Raw genomic sequence first — 17,369 nt, forward strand, 5'->3', positions numbered from 1 at the left:
TGCATTAAACACGTTGTCAATTGGGAAAGGCACAGGCTTTTCAGTTCAAGGTGCATCAACGAGATAATAGCGAGTCTGGTTTTAGTCAGTGTCACTAGAAGTGCAATGCTTGAGTGATTAGAAATGAATGAAGCGATAGCGATGAGTATTAGTCATAAAGTTATTGATGCGAGCGCCGATAACAGCATTAGATAAACATATTCGTTTCGATTGGCCGCCGTTTGAGCAAAGCACGCTGCTACTGACTTAAAGCAAAGCGCTTGGGGTTGAATAGGCCAATCTCTGTGTCTGTATAACAGGAATGAAAAGATGTATAAGACATTAATTTTACTACCGTTACTGCTGTTATTTGGCTGTGAAAATCTGCAACCTGTAGCATCTGATCAGCAGACGCTCGTGAGCGGCAATGGTTTGCCGCATTTGGCATCGATTAACTATCTGTCACAGCAGATGGTGAACGAGTTAGTTAGGCAAAATGACAGTTTAAAGCCTACAGAGCCGTTATTAGTGGCAACGCCAGTGATGTTGTCAGATTTAGCGACCACCAATGAATTGGGTTTACAGTATCAGCAAGGGCTCATTGCGGCATTGCATGATCATCAATTTAATTTGGTCGACATGAATGTGGCTGAAACATTACGAGTGACGCCCGCCGGTGACTTTATCCTGAGCCGAGATTGGCAGCAGTTACCCAGCGATATCGACGTTAGGCATGTTGTGGTTACCACCATGAGCCCAGACAAAGAGGGTGTGGCTATTTATAGCCGCATTGTTGATGTGAGCAATAACCGTGTGGTGTCTGTGGCACAGAGCTTTGTACCCATTGCGGCAATGCCGGGCATGTTAACTCACTCGCAAAAAGTGGTGTCTGAAAACGGTTTGTTGTATCGCTCTGAAAATTCAGGGCAACGTACGGTAACGATTGAAGGAGGCCAGTAGATGAAAGCAATTATGGTATGTGCGGCGTTATTGCTGGTTGTGTTAGGTGGCTGCTCAGCGCAGGATCGTTATGTGCAGTACGAGACCGAAGCGCCTGAGTCTTTTCCGACGTTAACAGCTATTGGTTATGCCACGCTGGCGAATCAACCCTCAAGCGACCCCGCTCAACGGGTGTTGATGGCGATGCAAGCTTCAAAAATTGCGGCGTATCGCGAGTTGGCCGAGCAGGTCTACGGACAACACCTGGCAGCGTCAAGCCAAGTCAGTGATTGGATGTTGTCGAGCGATAACATTAAAGCTTCAGTTTCTGGTGTGATCCGTGGTGCCAGAGTGGTCAATAGTTATCCTGCAGGCGAGCATTATGTCACTGAGTTGGAATTGGACTTTGAACAAGTTTGGGCTTTGTACCAGCAGCAAAACCGCTCGCAGAAGGTAAAAGAGATCACTTATTTTTAAGAGCCGGTTTAAAGTCGGTTCGGGCTGAGACGGTGATAATCGGTTAAGAGCCGACTTAAAGCCGATTCGAGCGGGGACGGTTCGAGCAGGGAAGATCAAAAGAGTGTTAGAAGTAGTTTGAGGGTTTTAGTCACTTAATATTATTAAGGCTATAAAGCTAACGATCTAGGTTTCTACCGTCTTGGCATCTGCCGTCTTAGCTTTTATCGAATTTTACCGGCTTCTAAGCACTTAAATTATTACCTAAGCTAGAAATACTGGATGTGCGGCCTTTTTCATCGTAGGTGAGGCTGGCTGAATTACGACTGACTTGCAGCGCCTGAGAGAAGCGATTTAAGCTGGCTAAGCTCAATTCAATTAAAGACTCGTTTTCAGCGTTGAGCTGTTGGCACTCGGCTAGCAGGGCTTTTGTTTCACTAACTTGCTGAGATAATGTGGCGTCGGTCTTTAATGTACTTTTATCTGGCTGAGTCGCTATCATCTCATCGTTATGCTTTAGGCTGTCAAGTAAGGTCGCTTTAGTACTGGCAAGTGACAACAATGTGTCAGCATCTTGAGACTGTAGCGCTTTTGTTTCTTGGCTAATAACGGCTTTAAGCTCAGTCAACACGGTATGTTGTGAGCTCAATAGATGAGATAAATTAGTCATAATGGCCTTATCTTTTATGCCTTAATCCGCGGTTTGCGGAGACATTAGTTTAAATCGCTAAGTTCATTCTCGAAGTTTGCGATATTAGTTGCAAGTTTTTCTGGATCGATTTTGTAACGACCTTCAGCGATTGCAGCCTTAATTTCATCAACCTTCTTTTGGTCAATATCGGGCATGTCGGCAATCTTAGTTTGCACATTTTGGATCTGTTGTGCCTGCGGTGTAATTGACACCGAGTCAGTTTTTTGTGCCACCGCAGTTTGCACTGGCGCTGCTGTCGCGCTTTGTGATGCAGAGCCTTTGCCGGCATTACTGGTGTTGATGCGCGCTGTAGCAGCGCTATTTACGTGTTTAATATCCATAGCCATTTTGGTATCCAACATTGAATAAAGAGACTTTCTTACACATGCTATCGGCGCGATAACCGTTAACTTTAATGTTATTTTACATTCTTACTTCAACTTGGCCAACCGCAATGACTTTTGCGTTTAAGGTTTTATGTGAATGGCTGTTCTTAATTCGAATCTTGTCGCCTAAATTGCCATCATGTAATGCTTCGCCGACGGTTTTTATTTCGAAGTTTTGAGACCGTGCAATGATAGAGACAGTGTCGCCCTTACAAACAACGCACAGATGGTTATTAAAAATAGGTTGCTGTGGTGCGACTCGACGTTTAAGCCGCGCGCCGACCACTTGGCTTAATTGGTCAAACTGTTGACCTCGCAGCGTGCTTTGCTCGACATAGTCAATGGCTACATCGCTTTGTGAGATTAAATCGCCAGGGCCTAAGGTGGCTTTAGCCACCACTACCGGGTAGAGAATATCGACCCTTACCGATAAAAATATTTGCCATGGGTAACTCAAGTCTGGGCTGTCGCAGCTTATTTTGACCGTATTGTTACGCCTTATTGCTCGATCGCTGGCTATTTCTGCTTTTATCGGCAGAAAGCAATTAGGCAAGCTGACGCGGGTATCTAATTTTTGCGGCGTGATATTGACCTTCGCTTTTTCTGGCGCTTCAATTTTTTCTTCAACTGCCGCTATAGCTAATCGAGAAATGGTCGATAAAGAGGGAACACTAGCAACCTGATTGGCATCTGCAATAGTGATTACAGGGAAATAAAGTACGGTAGAAAGTAACCAAAAATTTATTTTCATAATGAATACATTAGCTTGATTCGCTAGAATGCACCTAAGTCGTGTTAATTGTAGAATGTCGGTAGCGAACTCATTAAATCGTTGGGCGTCATAAAGTTGACTGATGTCGCAACGTTTGAATCAGATAGTGCTAACTAAGCAAGTAGTATGCCTAAATGTAGGGATGAGTTTATATTGATCAGTATTGACAATATGGATGCGAAAGAACAACGAAATAAGCGTTAACTACACCTAAATTTAATCTTTTAGATTTAACCGATAAAAAGTAAGTACAAGGCAAATTTTATGTCGAACATTCTTGATTCAGTAAATAAGCGAACGCAATTGGTTGGGCAAAACCGACTTGAGTTATTGTTATTTAAACTTAATGGACGTCAACGATTCGGCATTAACGTATTTAAGGTAAAAGAGGTGCTGCAATGCCCTCCGTTAACAAGCTTACCTAGACTTAACTCTAGTGTGCGTGGCATTGCCCATGTACGCGGCATGACCATTTCAGTGATTGATTTGAGTGCTGCAACAGGCGGCCGCCCAATTGAGAACATTGAGAACAGCTTTATTATCATTTCTGAGTACAACCGCAGTGTGCAGGGGTTCTTGGTCAGTTCGGTTGAACGTATTATCAATATGAACTGGGAAGCGATCATGCCGCCACCACAAGGCGCCGGACGTGGCTCATATTTGACGGCCGTGACAGAGATTGATAATGAGTTAGTGGAGATTTTGGATGTTGAGAAAATCTTAGATGAGATTTCACCCGTCAATACCAACATCAGTAAAGAGTTAGACGAGAAGCTGACAATCGATAGAAATAAGCATTATCACATTATGGTGATAGATGACTCATCGGTGGCCCGTAAACAGATTATTCGTGCGTTAGCCTCGCTTGATCTGCAAATCGATACTGCCAAAGATGGTAAAGAAGCATTAGAAAAGTTACGTGCAATAGCGGCGGAACTCGACGACGTGTCGACTGAAATTCCGTTGATTATTTCAGATATTGAAATGCCTGAAATGGATGGTTATACCCTCACCGCTGAAATACGTGATGATCCTAAGCTTAGAAACATCAAAGTGGTGTTACATACTTCGCTTAGTGGCGTGTTTAATCAGGCGATGGTGCAAAAAGTGGGCGCTAATGACTTTATTGCTAAGTTTAACCCTGATGAGTTAGCCGCCGCGGTAAACAAACATTTAAGTTTATAACGCGTAGGGCTAAGTTCACAGCAAAGCCAGCGGAAACCAAGTCTTGCTTGTGTTTCCGAGATGGCTAATGTATAACCCAGCGATTGTTGTAAAGTTGCGCCTTTTATGCGACTTGTTTTATTGATATTTAGGATACAGAGTGCCGAATAAATCACTTGCTGAAAACGAGTACCATCAGTTTAGACTGTTTTTAGAGCAGCACAGCGGTATTGTGCTCGGTGACAGCAAGCAATATCTTGTGCGCAGTCGATTGGCGCCGCTAATGGGCAAGTATAATCTTCCCTCTTTATCGGATGTTGTAAAGCATTCAATGAAACCCACAGAGCGTCAACTTCGCACTGAAGTTATCGATGCCATGACAACCAACGAAACTCTTTGGTTTCGCGACCGCTATCCTTTCGAGTTGCTGTTTAATTCCATTTTGCCCAATTACAGCCGACTCGGTCGACCGGTAAAAATATGGTCAGCTGCCTGTTCGTCGGGGCAAGAGCCGTATTCTTTAAGCATGACGATTCTGGAATATCAGCAGCGTAAACCTGGAACACTGCCCGGTGGAGCGAGTATATTGGCGACGGATCTCTCGCCGACGATGCTTGAGCGCTGTAAAAAAGCGGAGTATGACAATTTAGCGTTAGCCCGTGGTTTATCAGATGAACGAAAACGTCATTTTTTTGATGCATTGCCATCGGGTAATATGGTGATTAAGAACAATGTGAAGCAATTGGTTAATTTTCGAGCTCACAACTTGCTCGAAAATTATACCTTGCTCGGCAAGTTCGACATTATCTTTTGCCGCAATGTATTGATCTACTTCTCTCCAGAGGCAAAGCGGAAAATATTGCGGCAATTTGCTGCCGCACTGAACCCTAAAGGTATTCTTTTCTTGGGTGCGTCAGAGTCTATTGCCGGTTTGTCTGATGAGTTTGATATGGTGCGCTGTAATCCTGGCATCTATTACCAAAAACGAACTTAAGCTTATTGTTGTGGGTGTTGAAGTGCAATCAACGCATTTTTGACACCCTGTTTATCCGCATCATCCCGCCGCTATAGCGCTACCCTCTAAGTAAATCGTCTATTTTCATTCTTTTAGACTAATTTGGCACACCAATTGCTTTATTCTAGCTATCGAGCTGAGGAGGCAATTTTATGGCGATTAATTTTGATAGTGCATTAGGCGTTCATCAGTACACTTTGGGCGTACGCTCTCAACGTGCAGAGGTCCTATCTTCAAATATTGCCAATGCCGACACACCAAACTATAAAGCCCGCGATGTTGATTTTGCTAAAGCAATGAATTCAGCGCAGTCACGTCAATCGGGCTTGTCCATGACCAAGAGCGATAGCAAGCACTTCGATTTAGCCGCGTTAACGCAGCAAAATGTCGCTTATCGGGTACCGAATCAGCCAGACACCGGTGACGGTAATACAGTAGACATTCAAGAGGAGCAATCAGCCTTCATGAAAAATGCCCTTGAGTATCAAATGTCACTCGGTTTTCTCGACAGCAAGTTTTCAGGCATGAAAAAAGCGATTAGAGGCGAATAATTATGAGTTTATTTAATATTTTTAACGTCGCAGGTTCAGGTATGTCGGCGCAATCGGTCAGACTCAATACCACGGCCAGTAATATTGCCAACGCAGACTCTGTATCTAGCAGTGTGGGTAAGACCTATCGTGCTCGCCATCCTATTTTTGAAGCTGAAATGAACCAAGCTCAACAGCATCAAAGTGCTTCACAAGCCGTTGCCGTTAAGGGAATTGTTGAAAGTGACTTACCGTTAAATAAAGAATACTCGCCAGGTCATCCAATGGCCGACACTGATGGCTTTATCTATAAGCCCAATGTCAATGTGATGGAGGAGATGGCCGACATGATCTCTGCCTCTCGCTCATATCAGATGAATGTACAAGTGACTGAAGCTGCAAAATCGATGCTTCAGCAAACCCTTAGAATTGGTAAATAAACTCAGTGAAAGCTGGAGGTAAATTTTGAGCCTTATTAATCCGCTCAATAACACGCAATCTGCAACAGGCCAGCCACAAAGTGCTAGCACTGTTACGCCGCAAGCTGCGACGCAGACGACGGTACAAAGTAACGCGGCAGCAACGTCGACTCCGACAACGGGTAATCCGTTTTTAGACAGTTTGCGTTTGCCTGCAGAAAATTCAATACCTGAAGCCAATAGTCAGGACTTATCGCAAGAAGATTTCTTCTCGCTGTTGAGTCAACAGTTGTCGATGCAAGATCCGTTTAAGCCAGTCGACAATGATCAAATGATCCAACAGATGGCATCGTTCTCGACCGTTGACGGTATTAGCAAGCTTAACGAAGAGATTGTTAACCTCAATGCGCTAACGACATCAAGCCAAGCCTTGCAAGCGTCAGGTCTGGTTGGGCAAAAAGTACTTATCCCATCGGATACCGGCTATATCTCAGCTGAAGAGCCGGTCATAAAGGGTGTCGTCAGTACACCTGAAACGATTAAAGACTTAACCGTTCGCGTCGAAGATGAATCTGGTCAGCTGATATCTACTTTTCAAGTGGATGGCAGTGCGGGCGGCAACGTTGAGGTGACTTGGGACGGTATGGGTAAAAATGGCGAGCCTGTTGCTGAAGGGAGTTACACCCTAAAAGTCACGGGTAAAGTTGATGGCAAGAGTGAAGAATTACCCGTTTCAACTTACGCTCACGTCACGAGCGTGTCGTTAGGGACAGCAGCTACCGGCGCTATTTTGAATTTGCGCGGCGTTGGCGGTATTAAGATTAGTGATGTATTAGCGGTGTCAGAATCGTAAACGCACGACAGATATTAATAAGAGAGGCAGATAAACCTCTCCTAAAACGAATTGAACAAGGATAGAGGTGAACTATGTCATTTAACATTGCTCTGAGCGGTATATCTGCTGCGCAAAAAGATCTCAATACAACCGCAAACAATATCGCTAACGTTAACACCACTGGTTTTAAAGAATCACGTGCTGAGTTTGCCGATGTTTACGCGACCTCTATTTTTGCTAATAGCAAAACAACCGTCGGTGGCGGTGTTGCAACCAGCCAGGTGGCGCAGCAGTTCCAGCAAGGTAGCTTACAATTTACCAATAACTCACTTGATATGGCGATTAACGGCGGTGGTTTCTTCGTCACTTCATCAGAAGTGGGATCACAAGATCATTCATTCACTCGTGCGGGTGCGTTTAAGTTTGACTCAAACAACTACATGGTTGATTCAGCAGGTAACTTTCTGCAAACCTTCCCGGTTGATAAAGATGGCAACTCAACATCAGTGAGTTTAACCACCACGCAGCCAGTCAAAATTCCGGATACGGCAGGTAGCCCAGTAAAAACTGAAAATATCGGTATGCAGATGAACTTGAATGCGGGTGATAAGACCTTAGACCCAGCAAATTTCAACCCCGATGACCCTGATACATTTAACAATTCAACGTCTGTCACCATGTATGACTCATTAGGTGAGCCACATATTATGACAAGCTATTTTGTTCGCCCACCCAATGCGGCGCACACAGGCGAAAGTAACTGGGTTGCTTTTTACGCAGTTGACGGCAAAAAAGTGAATGTCGATCCCGCAGCAGGGACTTATAATATCGATACTAGTGGCAACGGTGTGATAGATGGCACGGCAACGGCTGAAACGACCGGTGGCTGGAAAGGCGCAGCAATCTCTTTTAACGATACGGGTGGATATGAGGGGAGTGATCCTGCGACTATTCAGACTGAAGCCTTGGGTGTTGGTGGCGCGAATGTGCTCGGCGCTGGCGCAGATGGTACGCAAACATTAAACCTTAAGTTTAATCAACCAACTCAATATTCATCACCATTTGAAGTCACTGAATTAACCCAAGACGGTACTACAGTAGGTCGTTTAACGAACGTTGAAGTGGGTGCTGATGGCCTTGTTAACGCCAGTTACAGTAATGGTTCAACAGTGCCATTGGCACGGGTAGCATTAGTCCGCTTTGCCAACGAGCAGGGCTTATCACAAGCGGGTAATACCTCTTGGAAAGCGAGCATTGATTCGGGGCCAGCATTAGCGGGTGAGGCAAACAGTGGCACTTTTGGTGGCATTCGTTCTTCAGCGCTAGAGCAATCAAACGTGGATTTGACCACCGAGTTGGTTGACCTTATTTCTGCACAGCGTAACTTCCAAGCTAACTCGAGAACGCTGGAAGTCAACAATACGCTACAACAAACCATACTGCAGATCCGATAATCATTAAGGTCTGTTAACGCGGTTTTTAGCCGCGTTATACGTTTACACGTTGCCGCACGGCAACGTGTTTCCTCTTTTAGTCCCATTGTTTATATTCTTGCTGCAACTCCCTCTTTTTATATCCCATTGCAACACTTACATTTCTGGCACGATGCTTGCTATCTAATACGTTAGACGGAAGTTTGACGGAGCGTTAAGTGGACAAGTTACTCTATGTCGCCATGAGCGGCGCGAAACAGAATATGAATGCGTTGGCTATCAGTGCCAACAATTTGGCAAATGCTAGTACTGACGGATTTAAATCGGATTTCGCTCAGGCGCGTTCGATGCAAGCCTTTGGTGAAGGTTTGCCAACGCGCGTGTTCGCAATGACCGAAAACCCGTCAGCTGACTTTGCCAGTGGTCCGATGAAAACCACCGGTAGAAATCTAGATATTGCCGTAAAAGGTGATGGCTGGATTGCGGTTCAAGCCGCAGATGGTAGCGAAGCATACACTCGTTCAGGTAGCTTAAGCTTCGATACCACAGGCGTTTTACGCAATGATAGAGGCACGGCTGTGATGGGTGACAATGGCCCCATCGTGTTGCCACTGCCTATCGAAAAAATTGAAATATCTCAAGATGGCATTATCTCTGTCCGTCCATCGGGTGCCACAGCTGAGGTTATTGAAGAGGTGGGCCGTATTAAGTTGGTCAAGCCTGGTAATGAAAATATGATGCGTGGCCAAGATGGTTTATTCCGTCAAATATCGGGTCAAGTAGCCGCCGCAGATCCTAGCGTTGGGTTACTTAGCGGTGCTGTTGAAGGCAGTAACGTTAATGCAGTACATGAAATGGTATCGATGATTGACATACAACGTCAGTTTGAGATGCAGGTCAAGATGATGAAGACAGCAGAAGAAATCGATAAAGCTTCCGCCTCATTAATGCGCATAAGCTAGGAGAAAGACTATGCATCCCGCTTTATGGATAAGTAAGACTGGTTTAGACGCTCAGCAAACTGACATTGCTGTAATTTCAAACAACGTGGCTAACGCCAGCACCATTGGTTTTAAAAAGAGCCGTGCCGTTTTTGAAGATCTGCTCTATCAAAACGTGAATCAAGCGGGTGGTATTAGTGCGTCAAATACCAAATTACCCAATGGTTTGAACATCGGCGCCGGTACTAAAGTGGTGGCGACTCAAAAAGTCTTTACCCAAGGCAACATGCTGACGACCGATAACTCGTTAGACTTGATGGTCGAAGGTCCTGGTTTTTTCGAAGTGCAGATGCCAGACGGCACTGCGGCTTATACTCGCACCGGTCAATTTAGCTTGGATGACACAGGACAAATTGTAACGCCAGGTTCGGGTTATGTGGTGCAACCTGCCATTACCATCCCTGATGATGCCAGCAGTATTACGGTATCGGCTGAAGGCGAAGTGTCGGTTAAAACCCCTGGTAATGCTGAAAACCAAGTGGTTGGCCAGCTTTCAATGTCTGACTTTATTAACCCTGCAGGCCTGGATCCTATGGGGCAAAACCTTTATATGGAAACCGGAGCCAGCGGCACGCCTATCCAAGGTACGGCATCCCTTGATGGGATGGGCGCTATTCGCCAAGGCGCATTAGAAACCTCAAACGTTAACGTAACAGAAGAGCTGGTGAACCTGATTGAAAGTCAGCGGATCTACGAGATGAACTCCAAGGTTATCTCTGCGGTTGATCAGATGTTGTCGTACGTGAACCAGAATTTGTAAGCGTAAAATCAGTTTAAGTGGCTTATTCGCCACTGTTAATTTCAACGTATATGGCACTCAATATGCCTTAAATGTGAAGAGAGTTTTTGTATGAGTCGTTACTGGATGTTAATCGTTATTGCTGCGCTTTCAGGTTGTAGTTCAACCAATGGAAAGCCGATTGCTGACGATCCGTATTACGCACCGGTTTACCCTGAAGCGCCGCCAACAAAAATTGCCGCAACCGGGTCTATGTATCAAGACAGCCAAGCCTCAAGCCTTTATTCAGACATTAAGGCATTGAAAGTGGGCGATATTATTACCGTAATACTGATGGAATCGACTCAAGCTAAAAAGAGTGCCAATAACGAAATTAAAAAAGGTACTGATCTGTCTCTTGACCCGATTTATGCAGGTGGCGGTAACGTTACCATCGGGGGTAAACCCATCGATTTACGTTATAAAGACAGCATGAACACTAAGCGAGAATCAGACGCAGACCAAAGCAACAGCTTGTCGGGCAGTATTTCTGCAAACGTGATGAAAGTACTCAATAACGGCAACTTAGTTATTCGTGGTGAGAAGTGGATAAGCATTAATAACGGCGATGAGTTTGTGCGTATTACTGGCATTGTGCGTGCCCAAGACATTCGTCCTGATAACACCATCGACTCGCCGCGAGTGGCAAATGCTCGTATCCAATACAGCGGAACGGGTACGTTTGCCGAAGTACAAAAAGTGGGATGGCTCAGTTCATTCTTTATGGGGAGCTGGTGGCCATTTTAGGTCGTCATTGATAACTCATAACAACAATAATAAGCCAAGGTGCCGCGCGGACTGCGACATTTAACCGCCTGTGAGGGCAGCTGTGGAGCGGCAATAAGCTCGCTTACATTAGCTAAGGACTTTTCATGATGAAAATAAAACTGGCATTACTTTGTGCGATATTAGTGATTGCCTCACCGGTACAGGCGCAGCGCATTAAAGATATAGCCAATGTCCAAGGGGTACGAAGTAACCAATTGATTGGTTATGGCTTAGTGGTTGGCCTACCTGGCACCGGCGAAAAGACACGCTATACCGAGCAAACATTTAAAACCATGTTGAAGAACTTTGGTATTAATTTGCCGGATAATTTCAGACCTAAAATTAAAAACATCGCCGTGGTTGCGGTGAGTGCCAACATGCCACCCTTTATCAAACCTGGGCAGACCTTAGACATTGCAGTGTCAAGTTTAGGTGAAGCTAAGAGTTTACGTGGCGGCATGCTACTACAGACCTTCCTTAGAGGGATCGATGGTAATGTGTATGCGATTGCGCAGGGCAGCATGGTCGTGAGTGGCTTTAGTGCTGAGGGGCTCGATGGCTCTAAAGTTATCCAAAATACCCCCACCGTTGGCCGTATTCCTAATGGCGCGATTATCGAACGTACGGTTGCTACGCCATTTTCGACAGGTGATTACCTCACCTTTAACCTCCGTCGTGCTGATTTTTCAACGGCTAAAAGATTGTCAGACGCAATCAATGACTTATTAGGCCCTGGTATGGCAAGACCGCTCGATGCTGCGTCTGTGCAAGTGAGTGCGCCACGTGATGTATCACAACGAGTGTCATTTCTAGCCACGCTTGAAAATATCGAAATCGAACCTGCTGAAGAGTCAGCCAAAGTGATTGTTAATTCAAGGACGGGCACCATTGTCGTCGGGCAAAACGTCAAATTATTGCCAGCAGCGGTCACTCATGGTGGCTTGACAGTGACGATTGCCGAAGCAACTCAAGTTTCTCAACCTAATCCTTTCGGCAATGGTCAAACCGTAGTCACTTCCGATAGCACCATTGATGTTTCTGAAGATGATAGTCGCATGTTTATGTTTAACCCTGGCACCACGCTAGATGAGTTAGTACGGGCGGTTAACCTCGTTGGGGCAGCACCTTCAGATGTACTGGCAATACTTGAAGCGTTAAAGATGGCAGGCGCTTTGCATGGTGAACTGATAATAATCTAAAAATTGTCGGTTTGAGTGGGAATGAGTCATGGATAAGTTGTCGAATGCATCGCAATTTTTGGATCTGGGGGGATTAGACTCACTCAGATCCAAAGCCCAGAAAGGTGAAAACAGTGCGCTAAAAGAAGTGGCGCAACAGTTTGAAGGTATTTTTGTACAGATGCTAATGAAGAGCATGCGAGATGCTAATGCTGTGTTTGAATCCGACAGCCCGATGAACAGCCAATACACCAAATTTTACGAGCAGATGCATGATCAGCAGATGTCTTTGAACCTCTCAGGCCAAGGCATGCTCGGATTAGCTGACTTGATGGTACAACAACTCGACCCCACTAACAGTCCAATGACACCGGCCTCAGTATTAAGAGGTGACAGTGACAGTTCCGCTAGATCCAATGGTTTTACACTCGATAACGGCCATGCGATGCAGATGCCAACCTCACGCACGACCGCAAGTTCACCCTTGGGTCTTGGCACTAGTGTTAGCGTCGCGCCGCAAACATTAGATTCTCTTTTAAGTGGCAATATTTTGCCGTCGGCAGCACTGAATGTCGACAAGTCACAAGCAGACTTTACCAGTCAAGATGAATTCGTGAGTCGTTTATACCCCCATGCTGAAAAAGCCGCTAAACAATTAGGCACCACACCTGAAGTGCTCATCGCACAATCAGCACTGGAAACCGGTTGGGGCCAGAAAATGGTCAAGGGCGTTGCTGGACAGCAAAGTAATAATTTATTCAATATCAAAGCTGACAACCGCTGGCAGGGCGACAAAGCCCAGGTTAATACACTGGAGTACGAGCAAGGCATAGCGGTCAAGCAAAAGGCAGATTTTAGAGTGTATGACGATATAGGTCAGAGCTTTAACGATTTTGTGTCATTTGTCTCCAATAGCGAACGTTACCAAGACGCGATGAAAAAGGCCGCTAATCCACAAGCCTTTGTGCAGTCACTGCAAGATGCGGGTTACGCCACTGATCCAAAGTATACCGATAAAGTCATGCAGGTAATGAAAACAATCACTCGAGATTTTAAAGAAGTTTTACAAGGGGTTAAGCAATGATAAACCCAATTTTGCAACCGTTTGTAATGGGGAGTTGTAAATAATGTCAATGGACTTGCTGAGCATTGCTCGCACCGGGGTGCTAGCGTCACAATCTCAACTGGCGATTACCAGTAACAATATCGCCAATGCGAATACTGATGGCTACAACCGTCAGGTTGTTTCACAATCGAGCCTAGAGTCACAGAGAATGGGCAGCGAATTTTATGGTGCGGGTACTTATGTCTCTGACGTAAAACGCGTTTATAACGATTACGCCGCGCGTGAGTTGCGTATAGGTCAAACGGCGGTAAGTGAAGCTCAAACCACTTACAGCAAAATGTCTGAGCTCGACCAACTGTTTTCTCAAATCGGCTCGGCTGTCCCGGCATCGCTAAACAGTTTTTTTGCGGGCATAAACAGCTTGGCAGATATTCCTGACGATTTGGGGCTGCGTGACTCTCTACTGACCAATGCCAATCAGTTGGCTAATAACGTTAATCAGATGCAGCAGCATCTTGATGGACAAATGAGTCAAAGCAACGATCAAATCTCGGCTGTCACAGACCGTATCAATGAGATCAGTAATGAACTTGGCAATTTAAACCGTGAGCTAATGAAGTCTCAGGGTCAAGATATGCAGTTGCTTGATAAACAAGACGCACTGATCCTTGAGCTTAGTGAATATGCTGAAGTGAATGTTGTGCCATTAGAATCAGGCGCTAAGAGTGTGATGCTTGGTGGTTCAATCATGCTGGTGTCTGGTGAAGTATCAATGCAAATTGGTACAAAACCGGGGGATCCTCACGGGCAGGAACTGCAAATAACCGCTTCTGCGGGGGGCAAAAGTTTAGTGGTTGATGCGTCAAAAGTCGGCGGGCAGTTGGGGGCGTTGGTTGACTTCCGTGATGACACCTTGATCCCTGCACAGCTTGAGCTGGGTCAATTTGCGCTTGGCGTTGCGGATGCATTTAATCAGGCGCAGTCTCAAGGTTTTGATCTTAATGGCCAAGTAGGCGCTAATATCTTTACCGATATCAACGACCCTTCAATGCAACTCGGCCGGGTCGGCGCGCTATCAACCAATACCGGTAATGCTAATTTGAGTGTCAATATTGATGATGTTGGCTCACTTACCGGCAGCAGCTATGAGCTAAGTCTTTCTGCCACATCTCAATATGAACTTAAAGATAGCAATACTGGCAAAGTCACCACGCTGACCGTTAACGGTAATACGCTTGAAGGTGCAGACGGTTTTAGTATTGATATAGCCAGTGGCGTGATGTCGCCGGGCGACAAATTTGAAATTCGCCCCACCTCAAGTGCAGCCACGGCGTTATCGGTCACCATGACCGACGGCAAAGGTATTGCTGCCGCAGGGACAAGTCCTGCCGCAGACGGCGATAACAGTAACCTAATCAATATGGCCAAGTTAAACGAAACCAAAATGATGAACGGCGGTAGTACTACACTGACGGATGTTTTTGAAAACACCAAACTTGATATTGGTGGTAAAACCAAGTCAGCCGAAATATCAGTGGGCTCAGCAGGGGCGATTTATAATCAAGCCTATAGCCGTGTTCAAAGCGTGTCAGGGGTCAACCTTGATGAAGAAGCGGCCAATTTAATGCGCTTTCAACAATCCTATCAAGCGTCGGCGCGGATCATGACCACCGCGACGGAAATATTTAACACACTATTTAGCTCGCTGCGCTAATACTGCAAACTGACGTTAGAAACAGGACTTAGGGATTAAAATTATGCGAATTTCTACGGCGCAAATGTTTCATCAAAACCTCAATAGTGTGACGCAAAAGCAGTCTGCAACCAGCCAGATTATTGAACAATTATCAACGGGCAAGAGAGTGAATACCGCCGGAGACGATCCCGTAGCAGCGGTTGGTATCGATAACCTCAAACAACAGAACTCCGTCGTTGATCAGTTTCTAAAAAATATCGATTACGCGACGAATCGCTTATCTGTATCAGAAAGTAAGCTTGGCAGTGCTGAAACGGTGACCAGTAGTATCAGAGAGCAAGTGTTGCGATCGGTAAACGGCACATTGTCGGATTCCGACCGGCAAACAATTGCCGATGAGATGCGTGGCAGCCTAGAAGAGTTGATGGCAATTGCTAACAGCAAAGATGAGTCTGGTAACTATCTATTCGGCGGCTTCAATACTAATAATCAACCGTTTGAATTCGATGCCAGTGGCAATGCCATTTATAACGGTGACAGCGGTGTACGTGGCAGTATTGTGGCTACTGGTGTGACTGTCGGAGCCAATATTCCTGGTGATTTAGCTTTTATGAACGCTGCAAATAGCTTAGGTGATTATGGTGTCAATTATTTGGCCTCACAAACCAATGAGTTTACGGTTCAAAGCGCTAAAGTGACAAATTCTGCAACACATATTGCTGATACATATACCTTCACAATGGTTGGTAATGATTTAGAAGTCAGAGATTCGACAAATGCACTAGTGACAACAGAGACTAATTTCGATCCCAAAAACCCGGTCTCGTTTAATGGTATCGAAGTGAAGATCGACGGTATGCCTGCAACTGGTGATGCTTTCACCATGGAACATAAGCCTGAAGTGAGTCTGCTCGATACCATTAATAGTGCCATCGCACTGATTGAAGATCCTAATAAGGTGAAGTCTCCAGCTGGAAAGTCAGAGTTGGCACAAATGTTGAATAATATCGACAGTGGTATGGATCAACTCAATGTTGCAAGGGGTGTTGCCGGAAATAGCTTAAAGAGTTTAGAAAGCTATGGGGCGTCACATGATGAAGAGAAGATTGTAAACAACTCGGCGTTATCCATGTTGGAAGATTTGGATTATGCGGAGGCGATAACGCAGTTAGAGCTGCAGCAACAAGCTCTTAGTGCAGCATCAAGCGTATTTACTAAAGTGGGCACTGTATCGCTGTTTGATTATATCTAATGGCTAGTAGCACCTAAAGAATTTGAGTATAAATTAACCAAAATTAGCCAAGCCTGAAGTCTTGGCAATCAATTAAGACAGAGGAAATAAAAATGGCTATTACTGTTAATACCAATGTTACATCGATGAAAGCGCAAAAAAACTTGAATGCATCAAGCCAAGGCTTGGCAACATCGATGGAACGTTTATCCAGCGGTCTGCGCATTAACAGCGCAAAAGATGATGCCGCAGGTTTGGCTATTTCTAACCGTTTGGACTCTCAAGTTCGTGGTCTAGATGTGGGTATGCGTAATGCCAATGACGGTATTTCAATCGCACAAATCGCTGAAGGTGCAATGCAAGAGCAAACCAACATGCTGCAACGTATGCGTGACTTATCCGTGCAATCAGTTAACGGCTCGTTATCTGCCAGTGATCAACTAGCGTTAGACGCTGAATTTCTTGCTCTCAAAAGTGAAGTTGCTGCAATTGGTACAAACACTGCGTTTGGTGAGACTAAATTAAGTGGCCTATCTGGTGATTATCAAACGGGGCATACAGCCGCTGAAAAGACCACTGTGACAGTTGCGGATATGAGTACTTTTGTTCCTGCCGCAATTACGGCAGCGACAGGACTTGCCGACGTTGATAGTGCGCTTAAATTGGTAGACACCGCGCGTTCTGCATTGGGTGCGGTGCAAAACCAATTGAGCCACAATATTAGCAACAGTGCTAATACTCAGGCGAACGTGGCTGATGCAAAGAGTCGTATTGTTGATGTGGATTTTGCTAAAGAAACCGCAGAGATGACCAAGAACCAAGTACTACAGCAGACAGGCTCAGCTATGCTGGCTCAGGCAAACCAGTTGCCACAAGTTGCGTTGTCGCTATTGGGCTAATTTCAATCTACGGAGAGTGTATTAACGCTATTTAGTAGGTAAGACTATGTTCGATAGAATTATCCATATCCAATGTGAAAGCAAGGGATATGGATTTTCTGTTTTATAGACATTTACAATCACTACCGCATCG

At 45.2% G+C, this 17,369-nt stretch carries 19 protein-coding genes; 16 read left to right on the plus strand and 3 right to left on the minus strand.

The genetic code is table 11. From position 1 onward, the window contains the following. Positions 1–309: 309 nt before the first annotated feature. Together CXF83_RS08875 and CXF83_RS08880 are read left to right on the plus strand one after the other, a co-directional pair. Positions 310–939 (plus strand): FlgO family outer membrane protein, encoded by a 630-nt coding sequence (locus CXF83_RS08875; RefSeq protein ID WP_101092245.1) that lies wholly within the window; start codon positions 310–312, stop codon positions 937–939. Next, positions 940–1,395, plus strand: coding sequence for an LPP20 family lipoprotein (locus tag CXF83_RS08880; protein ID WP_101092244.1), 456 nt, complete (start codon positions 940–942; stop codon positions 1,393–1,395). Positions 1,396–1,618: 223 nt separating this feature from the next. Here the strand turns inward: CXF83_RS08880 and CXF83_RS08885 are convergent, their stop codons facing one another. The 3 genes from CXF83_RS08885 to flgA all read right to left on the minus strand — a co-directional run bounded on the left by CXF83_RS08885 (position 1,619) and on the right by flgA (position 3,202). Beyond that, positions 1,619–2,044, minus strand: a complete 426-nt coding sequence (locus CXF83_RS08885) for a flagella synthesis protein FlgN (RefSeq protein ID WP_101092243.1) — start codon at positions 2,042–2,044, stop codon at positions 1,619–1,621. A 44-nt stretch (positions 2,045–2,088) separates the two neighbouring features. Continuing rightward, positions 2,089–2,412: a flagellar biosynthesis anti-sigma factor FlgM gene (gene flgM / locus CXF83_RS08890; protein WP_101092242.1), complete on the minus strand. Its 324-nt coding sequence runs from the start codon at positions 2,410–2,412 to the stop codon at positions 2,089–2,091. A gap of 76 nt (positions 2,413–2,488) precedes the next feature. Next, positions 2,489–3,202 (minus strand): flagellar basal body P-ring formation chaperone FlgA, encoded by a 714-nt coding sequence (gene flgA / locus CXF83_RS08895; protein WP_101092241.1) that lies wholly within the window; start codon positions 3,200–3,202, stop codon positions 2,489–2,491. Between the two features lie 285 nt (positions 3,203–3,487). Here flgA and CXF83_RS08900 point away from each other — a divergent pair, with 285 nt between their 5' ends. The 14 genes from CXF83_RS08900 to CXF83_RS08965 all read left to right on the plus strand — a co-directional run bounded on the left by CXF83_RS08900 (position 3,488) and on the right by CXF83_RS08965 (position 17,236). Further along, entirely contained in the window at positions 3,488–4,408 is a 921-nt protein-coding gene (locus CXF83_RS08900; protein ID WP_101092240.1) for a chemotaxis protein CheV, read from the plus strand. A 139-nt stretch (positions 4,409–4,547) separates the two neighbouring features. Further along, positions 4,548–5,381 carry a CheR family methyltransferase gene (locus CXF83_RS08905; RefSeq protein ID WP_101092239.1) on the plus strand — a complete coding sequence of 278 codons (834 nt, stop codon included), beginning with the start codon at positions 4,548–4,550 and terminating at the stop codon, positions 5,379–5,381. A gap of 173 nt (positions 5,382–5,554) precedes the next feature. Beyond that, positions 5,555–5,953: a flagellar basal body rod protein FlgB gene (gene flgB / locus CXF83_RS08910; protein WP_101092238.1), complete on the plus strand. Its 399-nt coding sequence runs from the start codon at positions 5,555–5,557 to the stop codon at positions 5,951–5,953. A gap of 2 nt (positions 5,954–5,955) precedes the next feature. Then, positions 5,956–6,372, plus strand: coding sequence for a flagellar basal body rod protein FlgC (gene flgC / locus CXF83_RS08915; RefSeq protein WP_101092237.1), 417 nt, complete (start codon positions 5,956–5,958; stop codon positions 6,370–6,372). A gap of 25 nt (positions 6,373–6,397) precedes the next feature. Next, positions 6,398–7,204 carry a flagellar hook assembly protein FlgD gene (gene flgD, locus CXF83_RS08920; protein ID WP_101092236.1) on the plus strand — a complete coding sequence of 269 codons (807 nt, stop codon included), beginning with the start codon at positions 6,398–6,400 and terminating at the stop codon, positions 7,202–7,204. Between the two features lie 74 nt (positions 7,205–7,278). Next, on the plus strand, positions 7,279–8,640 hold the full coding sequence (flgE, locus tag CXF83_RS08925) for a flagellar hook protein FlgE (RefSeq protein WP_101092235.1): 1,362 nt from the start codon (positions 7,279–7,281) through the stop codon (positions 8,638–8,640). 197 nt (positions 8,641–8,837) lie between these two features. After that, the gene (gene flgF, locus CXF83_RS08930) at positions 8,838–9,581 is read left to right on the plus strand and encodes a flagellar basal-body rod protein FlgF (RefSeq protein ID WP_101092234.1); all 744 of its coding nucleotides are present in this window, start codon (positions 8,838–8,840) and stop codon (positions 9,579–9,581) included. A 10-nt stretch (positions 9,582–9,591) separates the two neighbouring features. Further along, positions 9,592–10,380, plus strand: coding sequence for a flagellar basal-body rod protein FlgG (gene flgG, locus CXF83_RS08935; protein ID WP_101092233.1), 789 nt, complete (start codon positions 9,592–9,594; stop codon positions 10,378–10,380). A 90-nt stretch (positions 10,381–10,470) separates the two neighbouring features. Continuing rightward, positions 10,471–11,145 carry a flagellar basal body L-ring protein FlgH gene (flgH, locus tag CXF83_RS08940; RefSeq protein ID WP_101092232.1) on the plus strand — a complete coding sequence of 225 codons (675 nt, stop codon included), beginning with the start codon at positions 10,471–10,473 and terminating at the stop codon, positions 11,143–11,145. 128 nt (positions 11,146–11,273) lie between these two features. Then, positions 11,274–12,365, plus strand: a complete 1,092-nt coding sequence (locus tag CXF83_RS08945; protein WP_101092311.1) for a flagellar basal body P-ring protein FlgI — start codon at positions 11,274–11,276, stop codon at positions 12,363–12,365. 28 nt (positions 12,366–12,393) lie between these two features. Further along, on the plus strand, positions 12,394–13,428 hold the full coding sequence (flgJ, locus tag CXF83_RS08950; RefSeq protein WP_101092231.1) for a flagellar assembly peptidoglycan hydrolase FlgJ: 1,035 nt from the start codon (positions 12,394–12,396) through the stop codon (positions 13,426–13,428). 43 nt (positions 13,429–13,471) lie between these two features. Further along, entirely contained in the window at positions 13,472–15,124 is a 1,653-nt protein-coding gene (gene flgK / locus CXF83_RS08955; protein WP_101092230.1) for a flagellar hook-associated protein FlgK, read from the plus strand. Between the two features lie 43 nt (positions 15,125–15,167). After that, positions 15,168–16,358 carry a flagellar hook-associated protein FlgL gene (gene flgL / locus CXF83_RS08960; protein ID WP_101092229.1) on the plus strand — a complete coding sequence of 397 codons (1,191 nt, stop codon included), beginning with the start codon at positions 15,168–15,170 and terminating at the stop codon, positions 16,356–16,358. Positions 16,359–16,450: 92 nt separating this feature from the next. Beyond that, entirely contained in the window at positions 16,451–17,236 is a 786-nt protein-coding gene (locus CXF83_RS08965) for a flagellin N-terminal helical domain-containing protein (RefSeq protein WP_101092228.1), read from the plus strand. Positions 17,237–17,369: the final 133 nt, after the last annotated feature.

It is taken from the genome of Shewanella sp. Choline-02u-19, assembly GCF_002836205.1.
Taxonomy (GTDB): Bacteria; Pseudomonadota; Gammaproteobacteria; order Enterobacterales; family Shewanellaceae; genus Shewanella.

What these genes read in the sequence shown, in the direction of transcription:
- CXF83_RS08875 (WP_101092245.1), top strand. Translation starts at nt 310, where the DNA reads ATGTATAAGACATTAATTTTACTACCGTTACTGCTGTTATTTGGCTGT.
- CXF83_RS08880 (WP_101092244.1), top strand. Translation starts at nt 940, where the DNA reads ATGAAAGCAATTATGGTATGTGCGGCGTTATTGCTGGTTGTGTTAGGT.
- CXF83_RS08885 (WP_101092243.1), bottom strand. Translation starts at nt 2,044, where the DNA reads ATGACTAATTTATCTCATCTATTGAGCTCACAACATACCGTGTTGACT.
- flgM (WP_101092242.1), bottom strand. Translation starts at nt 2,412, where the DNA reads ATGGCTATGGATATTAAACACGTAAATAGCGCTGCTACAGCGCGCATC.
- flgA (WP_101092241.1), bottom strand. Translation starts at nt 3,202, where the DNA reads ATGAAAATAAATTTTTGGTTACTTTCTACCGTACTTTATTTCCCTGTA.
- CXF83_RS08900 (WP_101092240.1), top strand. Translation starts at nt 3,488, where the DNA reads ATGTCGAACATTCTTGATTCAGTAAATAAGCGAACGCAATTGGTTGGG.
- flgB (WP_101092238.1), top strand. Translation starts at nt 5,555, where the DNA reads ATGGCGATTAATTTTGATAGTGCATTAGGCGTTCATCAGTACACTTTG.
- flgC (WP_101092237.1), top strand. Translation starts at nt 5,956, where the DNA reads ATGAGTTTATTTAATATTTTTAACGTCGCAGGTTCAGGTATGTCGGCG.
- flgE (WP_101092235.1), top strand. Translation starts at nt 7,279, where the DNA reads ATGTCATTTAACATTGCTCTGAGCGGTATATCTGCTGCGCAAAAAGAT.
- flgG (WP_101092233.1), top strand. Translation starts at nt 9,592, where the DNA reads ATGCATCCCGCTTTATGGATAAGTAAGACTGGTTTAGACGCTCAGCAA.
- flgH (WP_101092232.1), top strand. Translation starts at nt 10,471, where the DNA reads ATGAGTCGTTACTGGATGTTAATCGTTATTGCTGCGCTTTCAGGTTGT.
- CXF83_RS08945 (WP_101092311.1), top strand. Translation starts at nt 11,274, where the DNA reads ATGAAAATAAAACTGGCATTACTTTGTGCGATATTAGTGATTGCCTCA.
- flgJ (WP_101092231.1), top strand. Translation starts at nt 12,394, where the DNA reads ATGGATAAGTTGTCGAATGCATCGCAATTTTTGGATCTGGGGGGATTA.
- flgK (WP_101092230.1), top strand. Translation starts at nt 13,472, where the DNA reads ATGTCAATGGACTTGCTGAGCATTGCTCGCACCGGGGTGCTAGCGTCA.
- flgL (WP_101092229.1), top strand. Translation starts at nt 15,168, where the DNA reads ATGCGAATTTCTACGGCGCAAATGTTTCATCAAAACCTCAATAGTGTG.
- CXF83_RS08965 (WP_101092228.1), top strand. Translation starts at nt 16,451, where the DNA reads ATGGCTATTACTGTTAATACCAATGTTACATCGATGAAAGCGCAAAAA.